Annotated in this window: 21 protein-coding genes and 1 pseudogene; 8 read left to right on the top strand and 14 right to left on the bottom strand. The window is 37.1% G+C overall.

Annotation, left to right across the window (positions count from 1 at the left end):
- Position 1 precedes the first annotated feature (1 nt).
- Complete coding sequence (gene nadX / locus IEU51_RS06150; protein WP_186085980.1) at positions 2 to 763, bottom strand: aspartate dehydrogenase; 762 nt, start codon at positions 761 to 763, stop codon at positions 2 to 4.
- A gap of 101 nt (positions 764 to 864) precedes the next feature.
- Between nadX and IEU51_RS06145 the strand changes: the two genes are divergently transcribed.
- Positions 865 to 1,530, top strand: coding sequence for a YoaK family protein (locus tag IEU51_RS06145; RefSeq protein ID WP_186085983.1), 666 nt, complete (start codon positions 865 to 867; stop codon positions 1,528 to 1,530).
- Positions 1,531 to 2,139: 609 nt separating this feature from the next.
- Here IEU51_RS06145 and IEU51_RS06140 read toward each other — a convergent pair.
- The gene (locus IEU51_RS06140) at positions 2,140 to 2,841 is read right to left on the bottom strand and encodes a VOC family protein (RefSeq protein WP_186085986.1); all 702 of its coding nucleotides are present in this window, start codon (positions 2,839 to 2,841) and stop codon (positions 2,140 to 2,142) included.
- Positions 2,842 to 3,388: 547 nt separating this feature from the next.
- On the bottom strand, positions 3,389 to 4,210 hold the full coding sequence (locus tag IEU51_RS06135) for a MerR family transcriptional regulator (RefSeq protein WP_268234192.1): 822 nt from the start codon (positions 4,208 to 4,210) through the stop codon (positions 3,389 to 3,391).
- Positions 4,211 to 4,313: 103 nt separating this feature from the next.
- Between IEU51_RS06135 and IEU51_RS06130 the strand changes: the two genes are divergently transcribed.
- Together IEU51_RS06130 and IEU51_RS06125 are read left to right on the top strand one after the other, a co-directional pair.
- On the top strand, positions 4,314 to 5,654 hold the full coding sequence (locus IEU51_RS06130; RefSeq protein WP_186085993.1) for an MATE family efflux transporter: 1,341 nt from the start codon (positions 4,314 to 4,316) through the stop codon (positions 5,652 to 5,654).
- Between the two features lie 69 nt (positions 5,655 to 5,723).
- The gene (locus IEU51_RS06125) at positions 5,724 to 6,440 is read left to right on the top strand and encodes a 3-ketoacyl-ACP reductase (RefSeq protein ID WP_186085996.1); all 717 of its coding nucleotides are present in this window, start codon (positions 5,724 to 5,726) and stop codon (positions 6,438 to 6,440) included.
- A 584-nt stretch (positions 6,441 to 7,024) separates the two neighbouring features.
- Here the strand turns inward: IEU51_RS06125 and IEU51_RS06120 are convergent.
- Genes IEU51_RS06120 through IEU51_RS06110 form a run of 3 tightly spaced genes read right to left on the bottom strand, consistent with a single transcriptional unit; the run spans position 7,025 to position 8,654 of the window.
- On the bottom strand, positions 7,025 to 7,636 hold the full coding sequence (locus tag IEU51_RS06120) for an FMN-binding negative transcriptional regulator (RefSeq protein WP_186085999.1): 612 nt from the start codon (positions 7,634 to 7,636) through the stop codon (positions 7,025 to 7,027).
- 21 nt (positions 7,637 to 7,657) lie between these two features.
- Complete coding sequence (locus IEU51_RS06115) at positions 7,658 to 8,176, bottom strand: GNAT family N-acetyltransferase (RefSeq protein WP_186086001.1); 519 nt, start codon at positions 8,174 to 8,176, stop codon at positions 7,658 to 7,660.
- A gap of 25 nt (positions 8,177 to 8,201) precedes the next feature.
- Positions 8,202 to 8,654, bottom strand: a complete 453-nt coding sequence (locus IEU51_RS06110; RefSeq protein WP_186086004.1) for a MarR family winged helix-turn-helix transcriptional regulator — start codon at positions 8,652 to 8,654, stop codon at positions 8,202 to 8,204.
- Positions 8,655 to 8,894: 240 nt separating this feature from the next.
- On the opposite strand from IEU51_RS06110, the pseudogene IEU51_RS06105 reads away from it, so the two are divergent.
- Positions 8,895 to 9,236, top strand: a pseudogene (locus IEU51_RS06105) (tyrosine-type recombinase/integrase); the annotation flags it as partial.
- 49 nt (positions 9,237 to 9,285) lie between these two features.
- Here the strand turns inward: IEU51_RS06105 and guaA are convergent.
- Together guaA and guaB are read right to left on the bottom strand one after the other, a co-directional pair.
- Entirely contained in the window at positions 9,286 to 10,830 is a 1,545-nt protein-coding gene (guaA, locus tag IEU51_RS06100; RefSeq protein WP_186086006.1) for a glutamine-hydrolyzing GMP synthase, read from the bottom strand.
- A gap of 18 nt (positions 10,831 to 10,848) precedes the next feature.
- Positions 10,849 to 12,318 carry an IMP dehydrogenase gene (gene guaB, locus IEU51_RS06095; protein ID WP_186086009.1) on the bottom strand — a complete coding sequence of 490 codons (1,470 nt, stop codon included), beginning with the start codon at positions 12,316 to 12,318 and terminating at the stop codon, positions 10,849 to 10,851.
- Positions 12,319 to 12,518: 200 nt separating this feature from the next.
- On the opposite strand from guaB, the gene IEU51_RS06090 reads away from it, so the two are divergent.
- On the top strand, positions 12,519 to 12,935 hold the full coding sequence (locus IEU51_RS06090; RefSeq protein WP_186086012.1) for a general stress protein: 417 nt from the start codon (positions 12,519 to 12,521) through the stop codon (positions 12,933 to 12,935).
- A 78-nt stretch (positions 12,936 to 13,013) separates the two neighbouring features.
- On the opposite strand, the gene IEU51_RS06085 is transcribed toward IEU51_RS06090, so the two are convergent.
- Together IEU51_RS06085 and IEU51_RS06080 are read right to left on the bottom strand one after the other, a co-directional pair.
- Positions 13,014 to 13,511: a hypothetical protein gene (locus IEU51_RS06085; RefSeq protein WP_186086015.1), complete on the bottom strand. Its 498-nt coding sequence runs from the start codon at positions 13,509 to 13,511 to the stop codon at positions 13,014 to 13,016.
- Positions 13,512 to 13,718: 207 nt separating this feature from the next.
- Positions 13,719 to 14,564, bottom strand: a complete 846-nt coding sequence (locus IEU51_RS06080) for a helix-turn-helix domain-containing protein (RefSeq protein WP_186086018.1) — start codon at positions 14,562 to 14,564, stop codon at positions 13,719 to 13,721.
- A gap of 109 nt (positions 14,565 to 14,673) precedes the next feature.
- Between IEU51_RS06080 and IEU51_RS06075 the strand changes: the two genes are divergently transcribed.
- From IEU51_RS06075 to IEU51_RS06065, 3 genes are all read left to right on the top strand, one after another.
- Positions 14,674 to 15,078 (top strand): general stress protein, encoded by a 405-nt coding sequence (locus tag IEU51_RS06075; protein ID WP_186086021.1) that lies wholly within the window; start codon positions 14,674 to 14,676, stop codon positions 15,076 to 15,078.
- Positions 15,079 to 15,150: 72 nt separating this feature from the next.
- Complete coding sequence (locus IEU51_RS06070) at positions 15,151 to 15,426, top strand: hypothetical protein (RefSeq protein WP_186086024.1); 276 nt, start codon at positions 15,151 to 15,153, stop codon at positions 15,424 to 15,426.
- Positions 15,413 to 16,279, top strand: coding sequence for a prohibitin family protein (locus IEU51_RS06065; RefSeq protein ID WP_186086026.1), 867 nt, complete (start codon positions 15,413 to 15,415; stop codon positions 16,277 to 16,279). The genes IEU51_RS06070 and IEU51_RS06065 overlap by 14 nt, the downstream gene beginning before the upstream one ends.
- Before the next feature lie 146 nt (positions 16,280 to 16,425).
- Here IEU51_RS06065 and rpsR read toward each other — a convergent pair whose 3' ends face one another.
- From rpsR to modA (IEU51_RS06045), 4 genes are all read right to left on the bottom strand, one after another.
- Positions 16,426 to 16,665, bottom strand: a complete 240-nt coding sequence (gene rpsR / locus IEU51_RS06060; protein WP_186076434.1) for a 30S ribosomal protein S18 — start codon at positions 16,663 to 16,665, stop codon at positions 16,426 to 16,428.
- A 129-nt stretch (positions 16,666 to 16,794) separates the two neighbouring features.
- Positions 16,795 to 17,451: a molybdate ABC transporter permease subunit gene (modB, locus tag IEU51_RS06055; protein ID WP_186086045.1), complete on the bottom strand. Its 657-nt coding sequence runs from the start codon at positions 17,449 to 17,451 to the stop codon at positions 16,795 to 16,797.
- Between the two features lie 9 nt (positions 17,452 to 17,460).
- On the bottom strand, positions 17,461 to 18,219 hold the full coding sequence (gene modA, locus IEU51_RS06050) for a molybdate ABC transporter substrate-binding protein (RefSeq protein ID WP_186086048.1): 759 nt from the start codon (positions 18,217 to 18,219) through the stop codon (positions 17,461 to 17,463).
- 31 nt (positions 18,220 to 18,250) lie between these two features.
- Positions 18,251 to 19,075 (bottom strand): molybdate ABC transporter substrate-binding protein, encoded by an 825-nt coding sequence (gene modA / locus IEU51_RS06045; RefSeq protein WP_186086051.1) that lies wholly within the window; start codon positions 19,073 to 19,075, stop codon positions 18,251 to 18,253.
- Between the last annotated feature and the right edge of the window lie 23 nt (positions 19,076 to 19,098).

The raw sequence follows: 19,098 nt of genomic DNA, 5'->3' as shown, positions 1-19,098 counted from the left end.
TTTAGCCAATCACAATGTTGTCTTCTAATCTTTCAAGAGTTGCATAAATAGAAAGTGCTGCGAGCGCACTTGTTTTCGGATTTTCTTTGAGTGGATCGTTCACAAATGTAAATGATGCCTGCCCGAATCCACCTGCTACTTCAATGTTATGGATATTTTTATCTACTGTAGGGTCTGCGACTAGAACGACTTTCGTGTCTTCAGTGCCAATGCCCGCTACCGATAAAATGATGGATATGTTCATGTTTTTTGGGTACTTTTCAATCGCATCCTTCGCACTGCCTTCAAAAATCACCTTTTCTTCAGTGAGTGCCTCGTCTGTGAGTGACGCAGCAGGTTTTCTTGTCGTCAATGTGAGTGAGTCGATATTGCCGAGTGCGCGCGCGTTTTGAACGAGATCCAGTCCGCCGATACCGCCGGATGGTAAGTATAATTTATGGCTATCCGCTTCACGTGCAGTCTCTAGGAGTGCAGCGTCACTGAATGCACCAATCGAAATAGACATCATGTTTTTTTCTTTTATAATTGTGCGGAAATACTGTTCGACTGTTTCTATATTCGTCGCCTCCACCACAATGTCTATGTCAGATTTCAAAAATTCATGGATATCCGTAAATAATTTCACATGAAACGTTTCTTCTAAGTGCTTATACTTCTCGATATTGCGCACAAATACGCTCGTTACTGTCAACTTCTCGCTATTTTCTATGTTTTTAAGCAGGTACTGGCCAATTGCGCCTGCACCCATCAGTCCTATTTTCATTTCATTCTCCCCTTTTTCTCACTATACCATATTCAATTCCTTTTATTTATGCTAACAAAACGTATAATAACACTATATATTTAATTTTTAGGAGGGGTTACATGCTACTAACAGATAAACTCATGACTGCTCTAACGTTGTGGTGTACATTTTTGATGGGGTATCTCGATACATATGCGTTCCTTAATTATGATGATCTCTTAGTGAGTGCGCAGACGGGAAACTTGGTGCTACTCGGGGCGAATCTTCAAAATGGGCTGTCGGATATCTTGCCGCATGTGGCTTCGTTTGGTGGATTTTTGCTTGGGGCATTTTTAGCGGAAGCGCTCGTGGAGTATACTGCGAAAAATAGTAGTCGAAAGTTTGCTGTTTTTATCTTGATACAGATAATCGTGCTATTTGGTGTAGCGAGTTTTGAAAGTCTAATTGGGGTGTACGGGTTTGCGGTAGTTCTTGGCGCGTTCTCTGGGTACACTCTGACGGTGTTTAACCGTGTGGGTTCTACGAAAATGAATAACGGGATTATGACAGGGAACGTGCAGAAGCTGATGACGCAACTGTACCGTGTGATTTTTCTGCGTGAGAAGGATGCATGGCATGTGTCGCGCGTGATTCTAATCGGTGTGACAACATTTGTTGCGGGCATCTTTACAAGCGCACTCCTATACATTAACTTTTCTGGGCATATGATGATGATCGCAGCATCCCTCTCAGTAATCGTGTTCGTGGCGCTTGTGGTAGTTGGACGTAGAGTGAGCGAAACGTGATGCGAGTTTTGGGGATGGTCTGGTGTCTCCGTTTGTAAATAGGGCGTCAATATGAAAGTTGCGGGGTGCCACGACCTGATTAGGAGCTAATCGAGATGCGGTTGCTATGAACTCTGAATTCCACGACATGATTAGGAGCGAATCGAGACGCGGTTGTTATGAAGATGAAAAACCACGACATGATTAGGAGCTAATCGAGACGCGGTTGTTATGAAGATGAAAAACCACGACATGATTAGGAGCTAATCGAGACGCGGTTGTTATGAAGATGAAAAACCACGACATAATTAAGATCCTAAATAGCAAGGCAGCTTCTATTCGTCACGTGGTTTATTGAAATTAGAGATTTAGCATGACGATTAAAGTCTAAACGTAACGTGGTTTTTCTAATCTAATGTTTAGACATGACAATTAACCCCTATTCGTCACGTGGTTTATTGAAGTTAGAAATTTAACATGACGATTACTGTCTAATTGTAACGTGGTTTTTGTAATCTAAGATTTAGACATGACGATTACGATGTAATCATCATGTAGTTTTTGGATTTCGATAATTCGACATGACAATTTCAACATTAACTGCACTATTTTTCATAATGTAGTCTCCCTTTAAATTACAAATGTTTCTCCGTCTTTTTCGATTACTACCTGATTTTCTTGTAACTCTTCCGTAAATGTTAGTATTACTTTACCCAATTCCAGTGTGTTTTCATCAAGTCTATTAAGATGAAAGGCCTCGGTAAATGCGTGAATCGCATTATCCACATTTTCTACTGCCACTTTAATTTCTAAAAGTTTTCCGTTATCTCCTAAGATGTTTCCTGCTTCAAGGTTTTCGAGTCTCTCTTCGTCACTCATGCCCCAGTCAATGATGAATGGCATCGGGACGTTTGTCTTATTGTCTTTTATGAATAGCAACTTCCATGAGACGACTTCCCCATTTTCTTTTTCTCTTCTGAATGTGCGAGGTCCATCGATTTCGAATCCTGATTTTTCGAGCGACGCACTGAGAGCTTCGATGTCAGTCGTTCGAAGTGCAAAGTTGTGCATACCCTCACGATAATTTTCTTTATATATAGAAGACATGAGCGTGTAATCTACATTATCTTCATTGTACCTCTCGAAGGTTTGTCTGTTTTTTATCCCTAAAAATTCAATATAAGAGAGTCCGCAGTGTAAGAGTGTGTTGTGCGTGCCCCAGATGTCGTGTGTGCCGCCGGTAACCGTATGGAATCCTTTTTGTTGGTATTCGTCTTTCATTGCTCTAGGGTCTTCGGAAAAATAGATGATGTGGTCAAACAATAGTGTCACATGAACGCCTCCCTTACCATAATTATCCCGTGTTCAACCACTTCCAAGTAAAGTATAACACACTATACTTTATATTCATAAAGTGTGTGCTCTGCGAGGCTGTCGGCAGTGCCAAAAAAACCTGCCCTCTGCCACCTCAGCAAAGGGGGGTTTTGCTCTCGTGCTCGTTTAAAAATCAGCAAGGGACAGGTAGTATTTTTTGAGAAGATCACTCAAAAAATCTCCACCTTTAAACCCTTGCCAATTTTTATTTTGTCCGTTTTGTTTAGCTTACCGAAAGCCAGACTCAGCAAAAATAAAATTTTTATTGTCTTTCGGTTTTCTAGTGTAACGGACAAAACCACTCAAAAATAAAAAGATACAAGAGAGGTTTAAGTTTATAAGCTTGTTTTGCTTAAACAATCTAATGATCTATATATTAATATAAGGCGCTGGCTATGAAAATTCCAAGCACCTCATGACTGTCGGAGAAGATCGTCTCCAAATTCAAGATGATATTCTCGCATTTTTGGAGTCATTAGATTGGTGAAACGGGTTTATAGCCTGCTTATTTTTCTTCCACCTGTATCATAATTTTTGTAATGTAATCTTCTTCACCTTTTACACTTAATCCATCAATGACGTACTCCTCTATCGTATCTCCACTAATTTGATATCCATTTTTCTCTATAAAAGATTTCATTTTTTCATATGTTTCATACGTCTTTAAGTACGAGCCTTTGTGATAACCTACCGCAAAAGTGCACGACTTTCTAATAAATGGATGCTTTAAAGCTTTTTCTTTAATTCTCATAAATAGATGGGACACATTTAAATAATCGTTCTTTTCAATTTGTGCTTTTGGAATCAGCCCACCTACTGGATAACCAATATCTAGCGCTTCTTCTTTTGTATATTTGACAAATGACATGATTGCTTCCGTAAATTCTTTGTCAGTACTATTTAAAATATTTTTGCTTAACACATAGTATTCTCTCTCTAAATGTTCAATTGTAATGCTATCGATATCGAGCTCTATCGCATTTACGATCTGCTCTTTCTTGTTTTGAATAATCTCTTTCGTGCGCTGTAGTGCCTCAATCTTCTGCTGCATCATTTCTGCTTTTTCTGTTAACATCTCAGCTGTTTCTTTTAAATTGTTGGCATTTAAAAAATCTTTTATGTCAGATAAAGACATGCCAATCTCTTTTAATATTTCAATGACCGTAAACACTTCTGCCTGTTGAAATGAGTAATACCGATATCCATTCGGAGCTACATACTCAGGTTTTAACAAATCAATATCATCATAATGAAAAAGTGTTTGTTTCTTCACGTTACAAATATTTGCGAATTCTCCAGTGGTAAATAACTTTTTTAAAGATTCCAGTTTTTATCTCTCCCATCCTTGACTATATGGTTACCGTATACTTTATTATCATAATATAGTAAGAACAAACGGAACAGATTTATATATACAATGAGGTATTTTTATGGAACACGTACACACTACAATGCAAACGGAGCAACCACGCAAACTTTTTCTTAAATATTTAATTCCATCGTTATTCGGAATGATGCTCATGGCCATCAACATTTTAGTCGATGGGCTCTTCGTGAGCCACGGTGTCGGAGATAACGGACTTGCTGGAGTCAACATCGCTGTACCTATTTATTCAGTCATCCTAGCATTTTCTCTATGGATTGGAATGGGGGGTGCAACGCTGTACTCCATCGCACTTGGGCAAAATAATTTACACCGTGCGAAATCAATTTTTACACATGCAATTATTATTACCATTGTCGTCACAGGCATTATCATTGGAGTATGTCTCGTATTTGAAGAACCACTCGCGTACCTATTCGGCGCAAATGATGCCATCATTAGTTATGTGCTCGATTATCTACACGTCATTTTAGTATTCGGAATCTTCTTCGTGCTAGAAAACATTCTGAGCATTTTTATACGTAACGACGGGAATCCAACACTCGCGATGGTCGGCTTAGTTGTCACATCGGTTGTAAACATTATTCTAAATTACATCTTTATTTTCATCTTCAACTGGGGTGTAAAAGGGGCCGCATATGCTACAGTCCTTGCGACAGTTATCGGTATTTTAGTCCTCGTGACACATTTTTTAGCTAAACGAAGTCAACTGGCCCTCGTGAAGATAAAGATCGATTCATCTATTGTTCGCAACATTATTTCAATTGGATTTCCAAGTTTTATATTGGAAGCATCCGCTGCAGTTATGATGATTGGACTCAACGTTACTTTCAGTCACTATGTCGGAGAAACAGGGATCGTCGCGTATGCTGTTGTGAATTACATGCACACCGTGTTCTTGATGTTATTCATTGGTGTCGGAGCTTCTCTTCAGCCAATTTCGAGCTATCATTACGGTGCAAAACTCTTTGAACGATTAAAACAGTTTGTACGTATTGCGATACTCACAGGATTCATCGTCGGGGCTTTAATTTTCGCGATTGGTGTATTTGGAAGAAGCCTCATCATATGGCTATTCGGTATTGAAGGTACGGAAGTAATGAGTTATATAAAAATCGGAATCACACTATTTTTCATTGGATATTTATTCTTAGGAATCAACATGGTGTTCACAGAATTCTACCAATCAATCGGTAAAATCCGAATCGCAATCATGATTAGCTTATTCCGTAGTTTTATTATATTTATACCACTACTATTTATTATGCCAATTCTATTTGGACCAAACGCGATTTGGCTTGTATTCCCAATAGCAGAGGGACTCACAATGATAACTGTGTTTTTATCTTTAAAATTTAAATGGATACCATTAATTCCTAAAGCGTGACATTTGAACCACTGAAGGATAGGTCGTACAATATTTATGATACTAACATGATTTTAAGGAGAGATTTTGGTGCAAGATATTAAAAATAAAGTCGCATTAATTACAGGTGGTGGTCGTGGAATCGGTCGCGCAACTGCGATAGAACTCGCTAAAGAAGGGGTGAACCTCGGACTCGTCGGGCGTACGCTAGAAAATTTAGAAAAAGTGAAAGCAGAGCTTGAAGCATATGATGTGAACGTTGCGGTCGCAACTGCAGATGTGTCTAATTTAGATGAAATCACGAAGGCCGTTGAATCGATTAAAACAGAGCTCGGTCCGATCGATATTCTGTTAAACAACGCCGGCATTTCTAAGTTCGGTGGATTCATGGAACTTACACCTGAAGAATGGACAAACATTATCGATGTGAATCTAAAAGGTGTATATTACACAACTCACGCAGTCCTGCCTGAGATGATAGAACGTCAGACTGGGGACATCATCAATATTTCATCAACTGCAGGTGAAAAGGGTGGCCCAGTAACAAGTGCATACTCTGCATCTAAGTTTGGAGTGATTGGACTGAGCGAATCACTCATGCAAGAAGTACGTAAGCATAATATCCGTGTGTCCACGATGACACCAAGCACGGTCGCAACAGAAATGGCAGCAGAACTGAACTTAACAGACGGAAACCCAGAAAAAGTTATGCAACCAGAAGACCTGGCAGAACTTATCGTAACTCAACTTAAACTACACCCTCGTGTGGTATTAAAACATGCAGGTTTATGGTCGAATAATCCATAAAATTCAAAAACCCATCGAACGGACACCCGGTCCACTTGATGGGTTTTCTGATACTAATTTTTGTATATACTTTCCTATTCTCCAGATGTACTCGATTGGGCCATATTTTAGAGATATTGTTTTTATCGTTCAAATTAAATTGGTATATGGACGATAAAACTCAAAAATCAATATTATCGTACGAATCTGATCGGTATATGGACGATAAAAACAGAATTCCCTTATTAAAGGTCGAATCCTTTATTTATTTGACGATAAAAACAGAATTTCCTTATTAAAGGTCGAATCCCTTATTTATTTGACTGATAAAAACAGAAAAGCAAAATTATCGTTCAAATCATGATGGGATTCGACAGATAATCTGCAAATTTTGGAATTAGTCGTCGAATGCCGATCTATTCAAGGAATAAAACCAATTATGATGATTTATTCTTTGAATAAATCTCTAATTCAAAGATTAAAATATGTTTTCAAACTTTATTCTGTGAGTCACACCAACATTCAAAGTTTAATTCACATTTCCCAGTTTTGTTCTTTGAGTCTGATCTAAATACATTCTAGTTATGTTAAAGCAGTTAACTAAATTATTCTCTGTTTTTCATCACTTCTGCAACTTGATGAGAATTTAAATCTTCTTCCTCATTCAGCTTATCAATAATGTTATGGTAGTCCTCGTCATTTCGATTTTGACTTAATTTATATGCTGCTTGAACTTCTTCTATTTTAATTTTAAACCCAACTATCCCTTTTATTTGTTTTTTAGTTTGTGGAGAAAGTTTTTCCCATAAAACTGCATTCTTACGATGACGTTCATATTTTTGTAATAATAATCTAAGATCTTCCTCTAACTCCTGTTCACTCATAATACTAGCTGTACCATATATATGAACAGATTGGTAATTCCATGTTGGTACATTTTCATGTTTGTACCAAGAAGATGAAATGTAAGCATGTGGCCCTTGATATATAACAAGGACATTTTCATTCTCAACCTCGATCGTTTTCCATTGAGGGTTCGCATAAGCCATATGCCCGGTTATATAGTAATTATCTCCTTGTTTATGTAACTCCAAGGGCAAATGTGTAGCAATAGGTTTACCTTGTTTTGTGGTTACTACTATTCCAAAAGAATTACTTTGAATAAATCCTTTGATTTCATCAAAGTCTGTGACTTTAAAATGCTTAGGGATAAACATGATAATCCACCTTTCAAAAAGTTATTTGAGCTTTTTGCTCATTATAAAGTCCATTTGTTCTTCATCACCCATATAAAAAGAGTGAGATCCTGTTTGAACAAAACCTATTTTTTTATAAAAGTCAATTGCATTCTCATTCTTTTCCCAAACTCCTAGCCAGATAATTTTTTTATTACATTCCATCGCAATTTCTATAGATTTATTGAGCAAAAATTTACCAAGACCCTGTTTTTGAAATTTTCTCTTTATATAAATCCTCTCAACTTCAAGTGATTCATCGCCCATTTCTTCAGACTGAGCCTCTTTGGTATTGACCTTTAGATATCCAGCGACTTCATTATTAAAATAAACAAAAAAGAATTGCGAATAAATATTTGATAATTCTTTTTCTAATTGTTTTAAGTTAAATGCCTTTTCCAAATAGGTATTCATATTTTCAGTTGAATTCTGATCTTTAAATGTATCATTAAATGTTTCTATGCTTATTTCTTGAAGTAATTGTAAATCTGCATGGTTGCACTTTTTTATTTTTATAGTCATTTAAATAGGTCACTCCTTTTAAAAATCAATACTCTCTCTTATTCCCCTTTTTTACAAATTCCCAGTCAACTTCTATGTTTTTTCTAACTCTTTGGAGAAGATGAAAAATCGTTTCTATTTCTCTTTTGGAAAATCCCTCCAACGCAACACTATTCGAATAATCATTCTCTCTTTTTATAAAAGAGTAAACTTTTTTTCCTTTCTCTGTTGGAAAGAGTTTTTTAATTTTTTTGTTATGTTTATCTTCTTTCTTTTCAATAAAGCCATTCATTTCAAGTTTTTTTATAGCACGAGCTGCTGTTGTTCGATCTACTTTTATCATCTCAGCTAACTTTTCTTGAATGATTCCCGGATTTTCACATATTCGCACAATATACAAATACTGCCCTTTTGTAAGGTCATATTCTTTAAATTCTATATTACTTATAGAATCAAATGCCCTTGCTATCATTCCAATTTCACTAAGAATTTCCTTCATAATTAACCTCTTAGTATATATTTTTGTTGCAAATACAATAAAAATAACATGCACTTAATATAACCAATTTTTGTTGCGTTTGCAATAAAAAACAATGACAAAGAGTCAATTAAAAGTGAGATATTTTTTATGTATTAGAAATTTTAACCTTGGGTATTTCTTTCACTGTACAATCAAACCTTGGAACTTCTTTTTCAGCAGATATCATTAAAAAAGCAAAAGAATTAATGGTTATAAAGAGGCATTCCAACACAAAAACATACTCTCTCACATGCTATTGAGCGTTACGCTAAACTAGCTGACATTCACCGAATCAGAATTCATGGATTGCGTGACTTTCATGCTTCGTTACTTATTTGTGTGGGGGAAAACTCACTCATCATTAAAGATCGTCTAGGGCATGAAGATATCGAAACAACTTTAGGAACATATGGACACCTCTATCCAAATAGCAACTTTGAAGTAGCTAACAAACTAAATGGAATCATGACATTCAAACAAGCTGAACAAAACTATGATTCCTCACCGAAAAATCAATTCACTGTTGACTATTTAAGAAAACAAAAGTGCAATGAAAAATAAAAAAGAGCCAAAAACCCTTGATACACAAAGGTTTCTAGCTCTACTACAATTATTCCCACTCAATCGTTGCAGGGGGCTTGCTCGTAATATCATATACAACACGGTTGACGTGTTTTGCTTCGTTTACTAGGCGTTTAGAAATTGTTTCTAATACGTCCCAGTCAATTTTTGCGAAGTTCGATGACATTCCGTCTACACTGTTTACTGCACGGATTCCGATTGTATAATCAAATGTACGTGCATCGTCTTTTACACCTACTGAACGGATGCCTGGAAGTATTGTGAAGTACTGCCAAATATCTCTGTCGAGGCCTGCTTTCGCAATCTCATCTCTTAAAATCCAGTCTGTTTCTCTAACGATTTCTAATTTTTCTCTTGTAATTTCACCAAGTACGCGGATACCGAGTCCTGGTCCTGGGAATGGTTGACGCCATACAAGATGTTCTGGAATTCCTAATTCTAAACCAAGTTCGCGTACTTCGTCTTTAAATAACGTCGCGATTGGTTCGATCAGTTTGAATTCTAGATCTTCTGGTAATCCACCAACGTTGTGGTGTGATTTGATTGTTTCAGCAGTTTCAGTACCTGACTCAATAATATCTGAGTAGATCGTACCTTGTGCTAGATAATCAATACCTTTAAGTTTTGCCGCTTCATCATTGAACACTTCAATAAACTCATTACCGATAATTTTACGCTTTTGTTCTGGATCTGAAACGCCTGCTAATTTGTTTAAGAATCTATCTTGAGCGTCTACTTTAATAATGTTAATGTTGAATCCTTTACCAAATTCTTCCATTACCATGTCCGCTTCGCCTTTGCGTAATAGGCCGTGGTCCACAAAGATACATGTCAAGTTGTCACCAATCGCGCGTTGTAATAACACCGCAGTTACTGATGAATCTACGCCACCACTCATGGCACAGATGACTTTTTTGTCGCCAACTTCTTCTCTGATCTTCTCGATTTCTAACTCAATAAAGTTCTCCATCGTCCATTCGCCTTTACAACCAGCGATATCTCTGATGAAATTCTTAATGAACACATCACCATTTACAGTGTGTTTTGATTCCGGGTGGAATTCAATACCATAGATTGGTAAATCTTTATGTTTAATTGCTGCAAAAGCGTTTCTGTCAGTTGTTGCAATGACTTCGTAATCTTCTCCAATAGACTTCACTTCATCATGGTAACTCATTACAACTTCTTCTTCATTGTCTAAACCTTTGAATAGTTCTACAGATGAATCTAGTTTTAAAGTGTCTACACCTGAGAAAGCTTCTTCACGTGGTCCAACTTCTCCACCTGTATTGTGAACGATGAGGTTCATACCATAGCACACACCAAGTACAGGAATGCCTAAGTTAAATATCTCAGGATCTACTGTATATGCATCATCTTTATAAACAGAACGTGGTCCGCCTGAAAGTACGATTGCTTTCGGATTAAATGCCTTGATTTCATCAATTGTAATACTTGGATTGTGTAATTCACTATACACTCCAAGGTCGCGAATACGACGTGTTAAGAGTTGGTTATACTGACTACCGTAGTCAATGACTAAGATAAACTCTTGTTCTTCTCTAAATTCCATGATTATATTACTCCAGTCTTAAATAGAATAGTTTGGTGCTTCCTTAGTTACTTGAACATTGTGTGGGTGACTTTCAATGAGTCCCGCACCTGTAATACGCACAAACTGTGATTCTTCTCTCAGTGCTTTAAGGTCTTTTGATCCTGTGTAACCCATACCTGAGCGGAGTCCACCAATCAGCTGGTAAATTGTGTCTGCAACTGGTCCTTTATATTCCGTACGTCCTTCGATACCTTCCGGTACGAATTTTGTGGCTTCTTTATCTTCTTGGAAGTAACGATCTTTAGACCCTTGTTCCATTGCGCCTAATGAGCCCATACCACGGTATGTTTTGTAGCGTCGGCCTTGGAACATTTCAACGTCACCAGGTGATTCTGTCGTACCTGCAAGTAAGCTTCCGAGCATTACCGCATGACCACCAGCAGCTAGTGCTTTCACGATGTCTCCTGAAAGTTTAATACCACCATCTGCAATGATCGCTTTACCGTGTTTCATTGCTTCTGTCGCACAATCGTAAACCGCTGTAATTTGAGGTACACCTACACCAGTAACAACACGTGTCGTACAGATAGATCCTGGACCAATTCCTACTTTAACTACATCTACGCCCGCTTCAATTAAAGCTCTCGTACCTTCTGCTGTCGCAACGTTACCTGCAATAATCGTTACTTCTGGATAACGTTCTGCGATTTTTTTAATTGCATCAAGTACACCTTTAGAGTGCCCATGTGCAGTGTCGATAACTAGTGCATCTACACCTGCTTTAACGAGCTCTTCCGCACGTTTGTCAGTCTCTCTCGCAATACCGATTGCTGCCGCTACTAGTAAGCGTCCAGCTTCGTCTTTTGCTGCATTAGGGAATTCAATTACTTTTTCGATATCTTTAATTGTGATTAAGCCTTTTAATACACCGTTGTCATCTACAATAGGTAGTTTTTCAATACGATGATTTTGAAGGATTTTCCCGGCATCCTCGAGCGTTGTTCCTTCTGGAGCTGTCACTAGATTTTCTTTAGTCATTACAGTATCAATAACGACTGAATAATCATTAATAAAACGGAGGTCACGATTTGTAATAATACCAATTAACTTTTTCTCTTCTGGGTTATTTACAATTGGTACACCAGAGATTCTGTATTTACTCATTAGGTGTTCTGCTGCAAAAACCTTTTCTTCTTTCGTTAAGAAAAACGGATCTGTGATTACACCGTTTTCTGAACGCTTTACCTTCTCAACCTCGTCACGTTGGCGCTCGATTGACATGTTCTTATGAATGACTCCAAGTCCACCTTGTCTAGCGATTGAGATTGCCATAGCTGCTTCTGTTACTGTATCCATACCCGCACTCAGTACCGGAATGTTTAACTTGATACGCTTAGAAAGCTCTACAGATAAGTCAACATCTGCTGGCAGAATTTCTGAGTGTGCTGGGATGAGTAGCACATCGTCGAAAGTTAATCCTTCTTTTGCGAATTTATTTTCCCACATTAATTTGGACCTCCTAAAATTGATTATTACTATTATAGACTAGAAGATAATTAAATTAAAGTTTTCTTTTCTTGAAATTAAGAAGTACAAACATTCAAAATTTTGTAATCATTTTATCTTAAATTGATGGTATCGTTTTACTTTTTGGAATTCGGGTAAAGAGATTATTGAGTAGTTAAATCAAAAAGGAAGTGCAAATAATGTTTGAAAAATTTGAAATTATTGAAGATGTACCCGCTCTCGTTCGTCGTATTAAAGAGTTAAGAGATGTTGATGGTATCGACCCTACTGACGTTCATGTTTACACAAAACACAGTCAGACTTCGGAGATCCATACAAATTATAAAGTAAATCTCCACAAAGGGGAAGGAAATCTTTTCCAAAAATTTACGGCACTATTCTCTGATGAATCTGCTGAAGATAAAGTGACTGATGACATGAAGTTAACGGAAGAAGAAGCACGCATGTATCATCAAGCAGTTGAAGACGGAAAACTTGTCTTACAAGTGGAACAAGACGCAAAATTAGATGCATTACAACAAAAACCAATTGAGGAAGTGGGTACAGAAAGTGATGATTCTGTGCATATTGATTTAAGTGAACGCGATGATTATTAAATATCTTTAGCCTAGGCTGTTTTTATCGGCCTAGGCTGTTTCATTAAAAAAGATGATATCAGAGGATATCATCTAGAACTACATCATTTCATATTGTTTTGATTCGAATACTGTTTTTAATGAGTCAATATTCACTGGATACTCCAGTTCTTCATATCTCTCTAAGTACTTTTCGTATTCATTTAAATACTTTGGGTTAAAATTCTCGCATTTTACGGTACTCTTGCCGTACTGATTTAAGAACATGTAATAGGCGTGCTGACTTACATTTTTAAAACCCGTAAATTTGTATGTATGACATGACGGTGACATTGTTTCGATTTCTTCATACATTCTGAGCACACGTCTAATCAGATTCGTATCTTTTTTGTCCGTCATCTTACATTCGATGCCTAAGAATTCAAACACCTCTCCAAAGTGTTCTTTGTACCCACACTTCATAATTTCTATGCAATAGCGACATCGTTCTTTTTCAAAATCACATAAGGACGCACGTAATCGATTTTCTAATAATTGTATAATCGTCACTCTAAACATGATTTTGTCTTTCTTTTTTACTTTTCCAAATACTAACATTACCAGATAAAGTCAGGACACAAGCAGTCATTTAAGCTTATTATTTCTAATGATCCTGTGCCTACTCCTATCAAAATAGTTAAAAACGCCAGAAGAAATAATTTCTTCATAATAACGATTCCTCCTTTAAATTGATAGTTCTAGCATCTAGAACTTACGTACATTATAGTCAGAACCGTCATTCATTCACTAGCAAAAGTTAGTCAATTATTCAAATTTGAATAATTTATTTAAAGAATCCATATTTGTAGGGCTTCCTAGCGCTTTTGCAAACTCCAAAAAGAAGAGTTTTTGTGATTCAAAATTTGGACTTTTTTGCCTATAGAATAAAATTAAGCGAGATAACTCTAATTTTATACGCAAAAAATTAGATTCGTATTTGTTTAATTCTTTGATTGCTTTATTGATATGTATGTGAGCTAGATTATATTTTTCAGTTCGACAGTGGGCTGCCGCAAACAAATAATTAATGCGTACGATATCTTTAAATGTTTCAGGACTTGAAACTGGGTTGTATAATTCATTTGCTCTTTTATAATAGACGAGCCCGTTCTTATCTTTACCGAAGGCAATATTTCCTTTCGCAATGAGTATTTCTGGGAGTAAGTGTTTATATTGCTTGGTCTCTTCAATTTCAGCAATTGCAACATCTAATAACCGATCGGCTTTATAATATTCCTTTCTAGCTGCATGGTAAATAGATGAATACCAGTAATAGTAAATTGTGCGTTTAATATCTTTTTCATAGTACGCTAACGACTTCGTTTTGAGCAGTCGCATCATTTTGTTAAACTCACTTCGAAGTCTCAATTCTCTTAATTCATTTAGCAACTGACTCTCTTCTGTGACTTCTTCTTCTATCACATCAGTAACAGATAGTTCTAATACATTTAATACTTTAAATAAGTGTTGGTAGTTTACTGCGCCCTGGTCGTTTTCAAGCCTCGATATCATAGCCTGTGAGTCACTATTACACATCTTGGCAACGGTCATTTGACTGTAACCGAAACTGATGCGCTTTTCTCTGATTTTATCTCCAATTAACCTAACCATATCATCACCTCTCTCTTATAATAAAACGCTTTCAAAATAAAGCAATCATTTTACTGTTTTTTTGTGAGTAATAAGTGGTATATATAAAGTAACTTGAGGAGGCGTTCAAATGACACACATTTATTTATTTAACTCTGAAGGATCACTCACTAAAAAAATTGACGAATTAAAAACTCAAGGTATCTCGTCTTCGGACATGACCGTCTCTTTTAACAATCGTCCAGATAATGTATTCCGTAATTATAGAGACATTGAATTTGTTAAAGCAGATGGTTCCGTTTGGGAGAAACTTGTTGGAAAAGTATTTGATCGTGATTCGACGGATCTCGTAGCTCGTCGATTTGATCTTAATGAACGTGAACTTGCTGAATACAAAAAAGGTGTGAACAGCGGGCAAATTGTTTTACTCGTTAAAGGATTGGATGATGAGCAAGTGAAGACTGATCACAATAAAGAGAACTTAAGCCTAGACGAAATTTATGATGAATATGGACTGAATTCTGAGAAGTCATGATTTGTGAATGGTTATCTATATGATAACCATTTTTTTGTTATACTATAACTATCTTTAAATAGAGGTGATGATTTGATTATTTTACGTATAGGGATCATCGTTTTCTTTTTACTCTTACTCATCATTATCTTGCTGATGTTAAATCGACGTCGTGTGGATAATTTTCTATATAGGCGAGAGTTAAAACAAAATGAGTTAGATCGTAAAGCAGAAATAGAAAGACTTGAGCTACTCGTTGCTCATGAGGAATCGCTGCTTGAAACAGACGTAGATATAGCCGAACATGAGAAACGTCTGACAGAGATTCACCAATTGAAGGAGGAAATTAAACAAATTGAAGAAAGTTAAAGAAGTAAACGAAGCACGTTCACCTAAGGGTGGCAAAGGATCTTCATCTACAAAACTAATCGGTAAGCTAATTGGTTCCGCAATCGTTTTAGTCGTAGCAATTGGCTTATTTTTAACATTTTTTGTAACAAAAATCGATAACGGTAACGTTGGGGTCGTCTATAAAATCAGTGGGGGCGTTCAAGATGAAATGCTCGCACAAGGCTGGCACATCATCTTGCCAACAGAGCGCGTGATTGAATACCCAGTTCGTACACAAACAGTGAGCTACGACGGACTCGCAGTCGCAACTGTAGATGGTAAAGCACTGTCAATGCCAGTGTCGCTCAACTATCACGTAGACCCAGAAAAAGCGAGTGCAGTATACAAGAAATTCGGTAATGTAAGTATCGAAGACCTTCAAGCAGGATACATACAAAGTCGTTCACAGGATGCTTTAAGACAAGTTGTTTCACAATACACTGTCATTGAAACCTTTGGTGAAAAGACTGGAGAAATAAAGAATGGCACGCTCGAAAGACTCGCGGCTGACCTTGAAAACATTGGTATCATCATTGAAGACGTAATCGTCAACCCACCACAACCAGATGAGGAAACTCAAAAAGCGATTGATGAGCGTGTAAAAGCAACGCAAAATCTAGAGCGTACGAAGACTGATAAAGAGATTGCAAAACAAGAAGCTGAGAGAAAAGTAATCGAAGCAGAAGGGGAAAAGAAAGCAAACGAAATCCGTTCTAAATCACTCACTCCTGAAATCATTCAAGAGAAACTCATTGAAAAATGGGATGGAAAACAACCAATCACGATTGGCGGAGATGGCGTCATCGTAGACTTTAAACAAACAGAAGAATAAGCAGTAAATAGAGACCGACTATGTCGGTCTTTTTTTGTAGATGTTTATCTTCTAGATAGCACTTGAATTAGTTCCTATCTTAAAGATAAACACAAAAAAACTCCAAGATACCTCTCTGTATCCTGGAGTTTCTATATCTTAACGACTTATGCTTCTTCTTTAACGAATGGAAGTAAAGCCATGTGACGTGCACGTTTGATTGCAGTTGTTAACTGACGTTGGTACTTCGCTGAAGTTCCTGTTACACGTCTTGGTAAGATTTTACCACGTTCTGAAATGAATTTTTTCAGAAGATCTACTTCTTTGTAGTCGATATGTGTAATTCCGTTTGCTGTGAAATAACAAACTTTTTTACGACGACGACCGCCTCTTCTTGGACCTGCCATTTGAGTTCCTCCTCTATTATAGATTCAATGTTGGTATGTGTGGTACCTGTTATGAATCCACAATTACAAATCGAACGTGTGTGTGTTGTGTATGTGCTTTTAACATTATACATACTTCTAGTGTCAATGTCAATTCTCTTTACTGCGAATAAACCACATCATAAAGAAGCTGATTGTAATGATAATGACAACATATGTCCACGCGATTTCCATATTCCCTGCTTGGATCGCTGAATATATCGCAGTTGGCATAGTCGTTGTTCGTCCCGGGATATTTCCGGCAAACATGAGAGTCGCACCGAACTCACCGAGCGCGCGTGCGAATGCTAAAATCGATCCTGTAATCAGTGCGTGCTTCGCGAGTGGCATCGTGATGTGCGTAAATATCCTAAATTTCGATACGCCATCCACAAGCGCGACAGTTTCGATGTTTTTATCGACTGATAAAAACCCGGTCTTCGCTGATTGATACATTAAAGGTATCGCCACAACCGTACTTGTAATTACCGCAGCGTACCATGTGAAAAGTAGTGACTGGTCAAAGAGCATTAGTATTAATTGTCCCACAAAACCGTGTTTACCAAAAATAATAATTAAGATAAACCCAACCACTGTTGGTGGTAACACAAGCGGGAGCATGATGAGTGTCTCAACGATTACTTTTCCTGGGAAATTTTTTCGTGCTAAAAAATAGGCAGCAGTAACTCCAATAATGAAGGAGAATATGAGCGCAATGGTGGCTACCTTGAGCGATAATATGACTGGTTCCCACATATTTTCTAGCATCCAGAATCCCTACTCTACTTTAAATCCGTATTTTTCAAAAACATCTTTTGCTTCATCTGTTGTTAAAAATTTATAGAATGCATTCACAGATTCATTGTCTGTTAAAGTACCCGCTGGGTAAATAATTTTGTCATGAACATCATTCAGAAACGTATCTACAATTTCAACCTTATCTTCCGTTAGTGCGTCAGTTTTATAAACGACACCTGCATCTACTTCGTCTTGTGCAACATATTGTAATACTGCGCGAACATCTTCCGCGTAGATAAATTTATCTTCAATTTTTCCTGTGAGACCTAGAGAATTGAATGATTGCTCTGCATATTTACCTGCAGGCACACTTTCAGCTGTTCCTACCGCAATATTTTTTGCATTCACAAGTGAATCAATGTCTGTCACTGTATCGTTACCTTTTGGTGTAACTAGAACCAAAGTATTCTCAAGTAACTTTTGTTCTTTTATGTACATTTCAGATTCTCCAAGCAAATCAAAATCTTTTTGACTCGCAAAAACAACCATATCTACTGGTGCACCTTGTTTAATTTGTTCTCTTAAAGCACCTGAACCGCCGAAGTTAAAATCAATCTCGATATCTAGGTTCGATTCTTTAAATATATCTTCAATTTCTTGAAGTGCATCTGTTAAACTCGCTGCTGCTGAAACTGTAATTGACTTACTTTCAGTCGTAGTTGCTGCGTCCTCAGTTTCCGTTGTACCACAGCCAACTAGAAAAAGTGTGATTACGAATAAAACAATTAATCTTTTCATTAAATCATACCCTCTCAGCCATATGATTTAATTAAACCACAAACCCATACTTCTTTAAAATATCTTGGGCATCTTGTGATAATAGATAATCATACACTTTACGTTCCGCATCTGTAACTTCAGCTTTCGATACGAGTCCAAGCTGATAAATAAACGGTTCTACAACGCGTCTTGGTGCACGAACGAGCGTTTTTAGTTCTTCGTTATTAGCAATCGTTGATTGATATAACACACCGACTTGTGCGTTATTGTTCATGACATCTTGGATCACGTCTTCTGCTGAATCACCGATGACAAAGTTTTCATCATTAACATTTTCGAACTCTTCGTCTTCGAAAATGTTCTTAGAAAGTTCGCCTTCTTCATAATTCTCTGGATTTAAAATAGCCACACGTGTCGATTGATCCATATCTTTTACGCGGTCTACCCCCGGGTCTTCACTCTTCGTGAAGAGAATCAGTTCATCCATCATTAAGAATTTCGTATCTTTGATATTAACAATATCATCTTCAATCAGCTCTTTTACTGCGTTTTCAGTCGTGAATACAACTGAACTTTCCTCGTCTTCTTTAACCCTTTGAACAATCTCTTCATTTGTTAAAAAGACAGGCTCAATATCAATATCTTCGTACTCTCTCTCGAAGTTATTTACAATTTCATTAAACGCTTCTTCAAGATTTTCTTTAATGTAAATCTTAACCACTTCTGGCTCTTTCGATTCTTCTACTGCTTCAGTTTCAGGTTCTTTTTTTTCAGTTTTTTTAGGTTCTTCTTTCCCGCCACACGCCGCAAGTATTAAAGATAGCGACATGACGATCAAAACACCGATTCTTTTCGTCATTTGAAAACGACTCATTATTATACTCCTCTTTAATTATG

This window comes from Phocicoccus schoeneichii, from assembly GCF_014635565.1.
GTDB lineage: Bacteria > Bacillota > Bacilli > Staphylococcales > Salinicoccaceae > Phocicoccus > Phocicoccus schoeneichii.
This window is presented reverse-complemented; position numbering and strand designations above follow the sequence as displayed.

Coding starts and splice junctions, on each gene's coding strand:
- IEU51_RS06080 (WP_186086018.1), bottom strand. CDS start 14,564: ATGGTTAGGTTAATTGGAGATAAAATCAGAGAAAAGCGCATCAGTTTC.
- rpsR (WP_186076434.1), bottom strand. CDS start 16,665: ATGGCAGGTCCAAGAAGAGGCGGTCGTCGTCGTAAAAAAGTTTGTTAT.
- guaA (WP_186086006.1), bottom strand. CDS start 10,830: ATGGAATTTAGAGAAGAACAAGAGTTTATCTTAGTCATTGACTACGGT.
- IEU51_RS06075 (WP_186086021.1), top strand. CDS start 14,674: ATGACACACATTTATTTATTTAACTCTGAAGGATCACTCACTAAAAAA.
- nadX (WP_186085980.1), bottom strand. CDS start 763: ATGAAAATAGGACTGATGGGTGCAGGCGCAATTGGCCAGTACCTGCTT.
- modA (WP_186086051.1), bottom strand. CDS start 19,075: ATGAGTCGTTTTCAAATGACGAAAAGAATCGGTGTTTTGATCGTCATG.
- IEU51_RS06145 (WP_186085983.1), top strand. CDS start 865: ATGCTACTAACAGATAAACTCATGACTGCTCTAACGTTGTGGTGTACA.
- modB (WP_186086045.1), bottom strand. CDS start 17,451: ATGCTAGAAAATATGTGGGAACCAGTCATATTATCGCTCAAGGTAGCC.
- modA (WP_186086048.1), bottom strand. CDS start 18,219: ATGAAAAGATTAATTGTTTTATTCGTAATCACACTTTTTCTAGTTGGC.
- IEU51_RS06130 (WP_186085993.1), top strand. CDS start 4,314: ATGGAACACGTACACACTACAATGCAAACGGAGCAACCACGCAAACTT.
- IEU51_RS06090 (WP_186086012.1), top strand. CDS start 12,519: ATGTTTGAAAAATTTGAAATTATTGAAGATGTACCCGCTCTCGTTCGT.
- IEU51_RS06110 (WP_186086004.1), bottom strand. CDS start 8,654: ATGAAGGAAATTCTTAGTGAAATTGGAATGATAGCAAGGGCATTTGAT.
- guaB (WP_186086009.1), bottom strand. CDS start 12,318: ATGTGGGAAAATAAATTCGCAAAAGAAGGATTAACTTTCGACGATGTG.
- IEU51_RS06085 (WP_186086015.1), bottom strand. CDS start 13,511: ATGTTAGTATTTGGAAAAGTAAAAAAGAAAGACAAAATCATGTTTAGA.
- IEU51_RS06120 (WP_186085999.1), bottom strand. CDS start 7,636: ATGTTTATCCCTAAGCATTTTAAAGTCACAGACTTTGATGAAATCAAA.
- IEU51_RS06115 (WP_186086001.1), bottom strand. CDS start 8,176: ATGACTATAAAAATAAAAAAGTGCAACCATGCAGATTTACAATTACTT.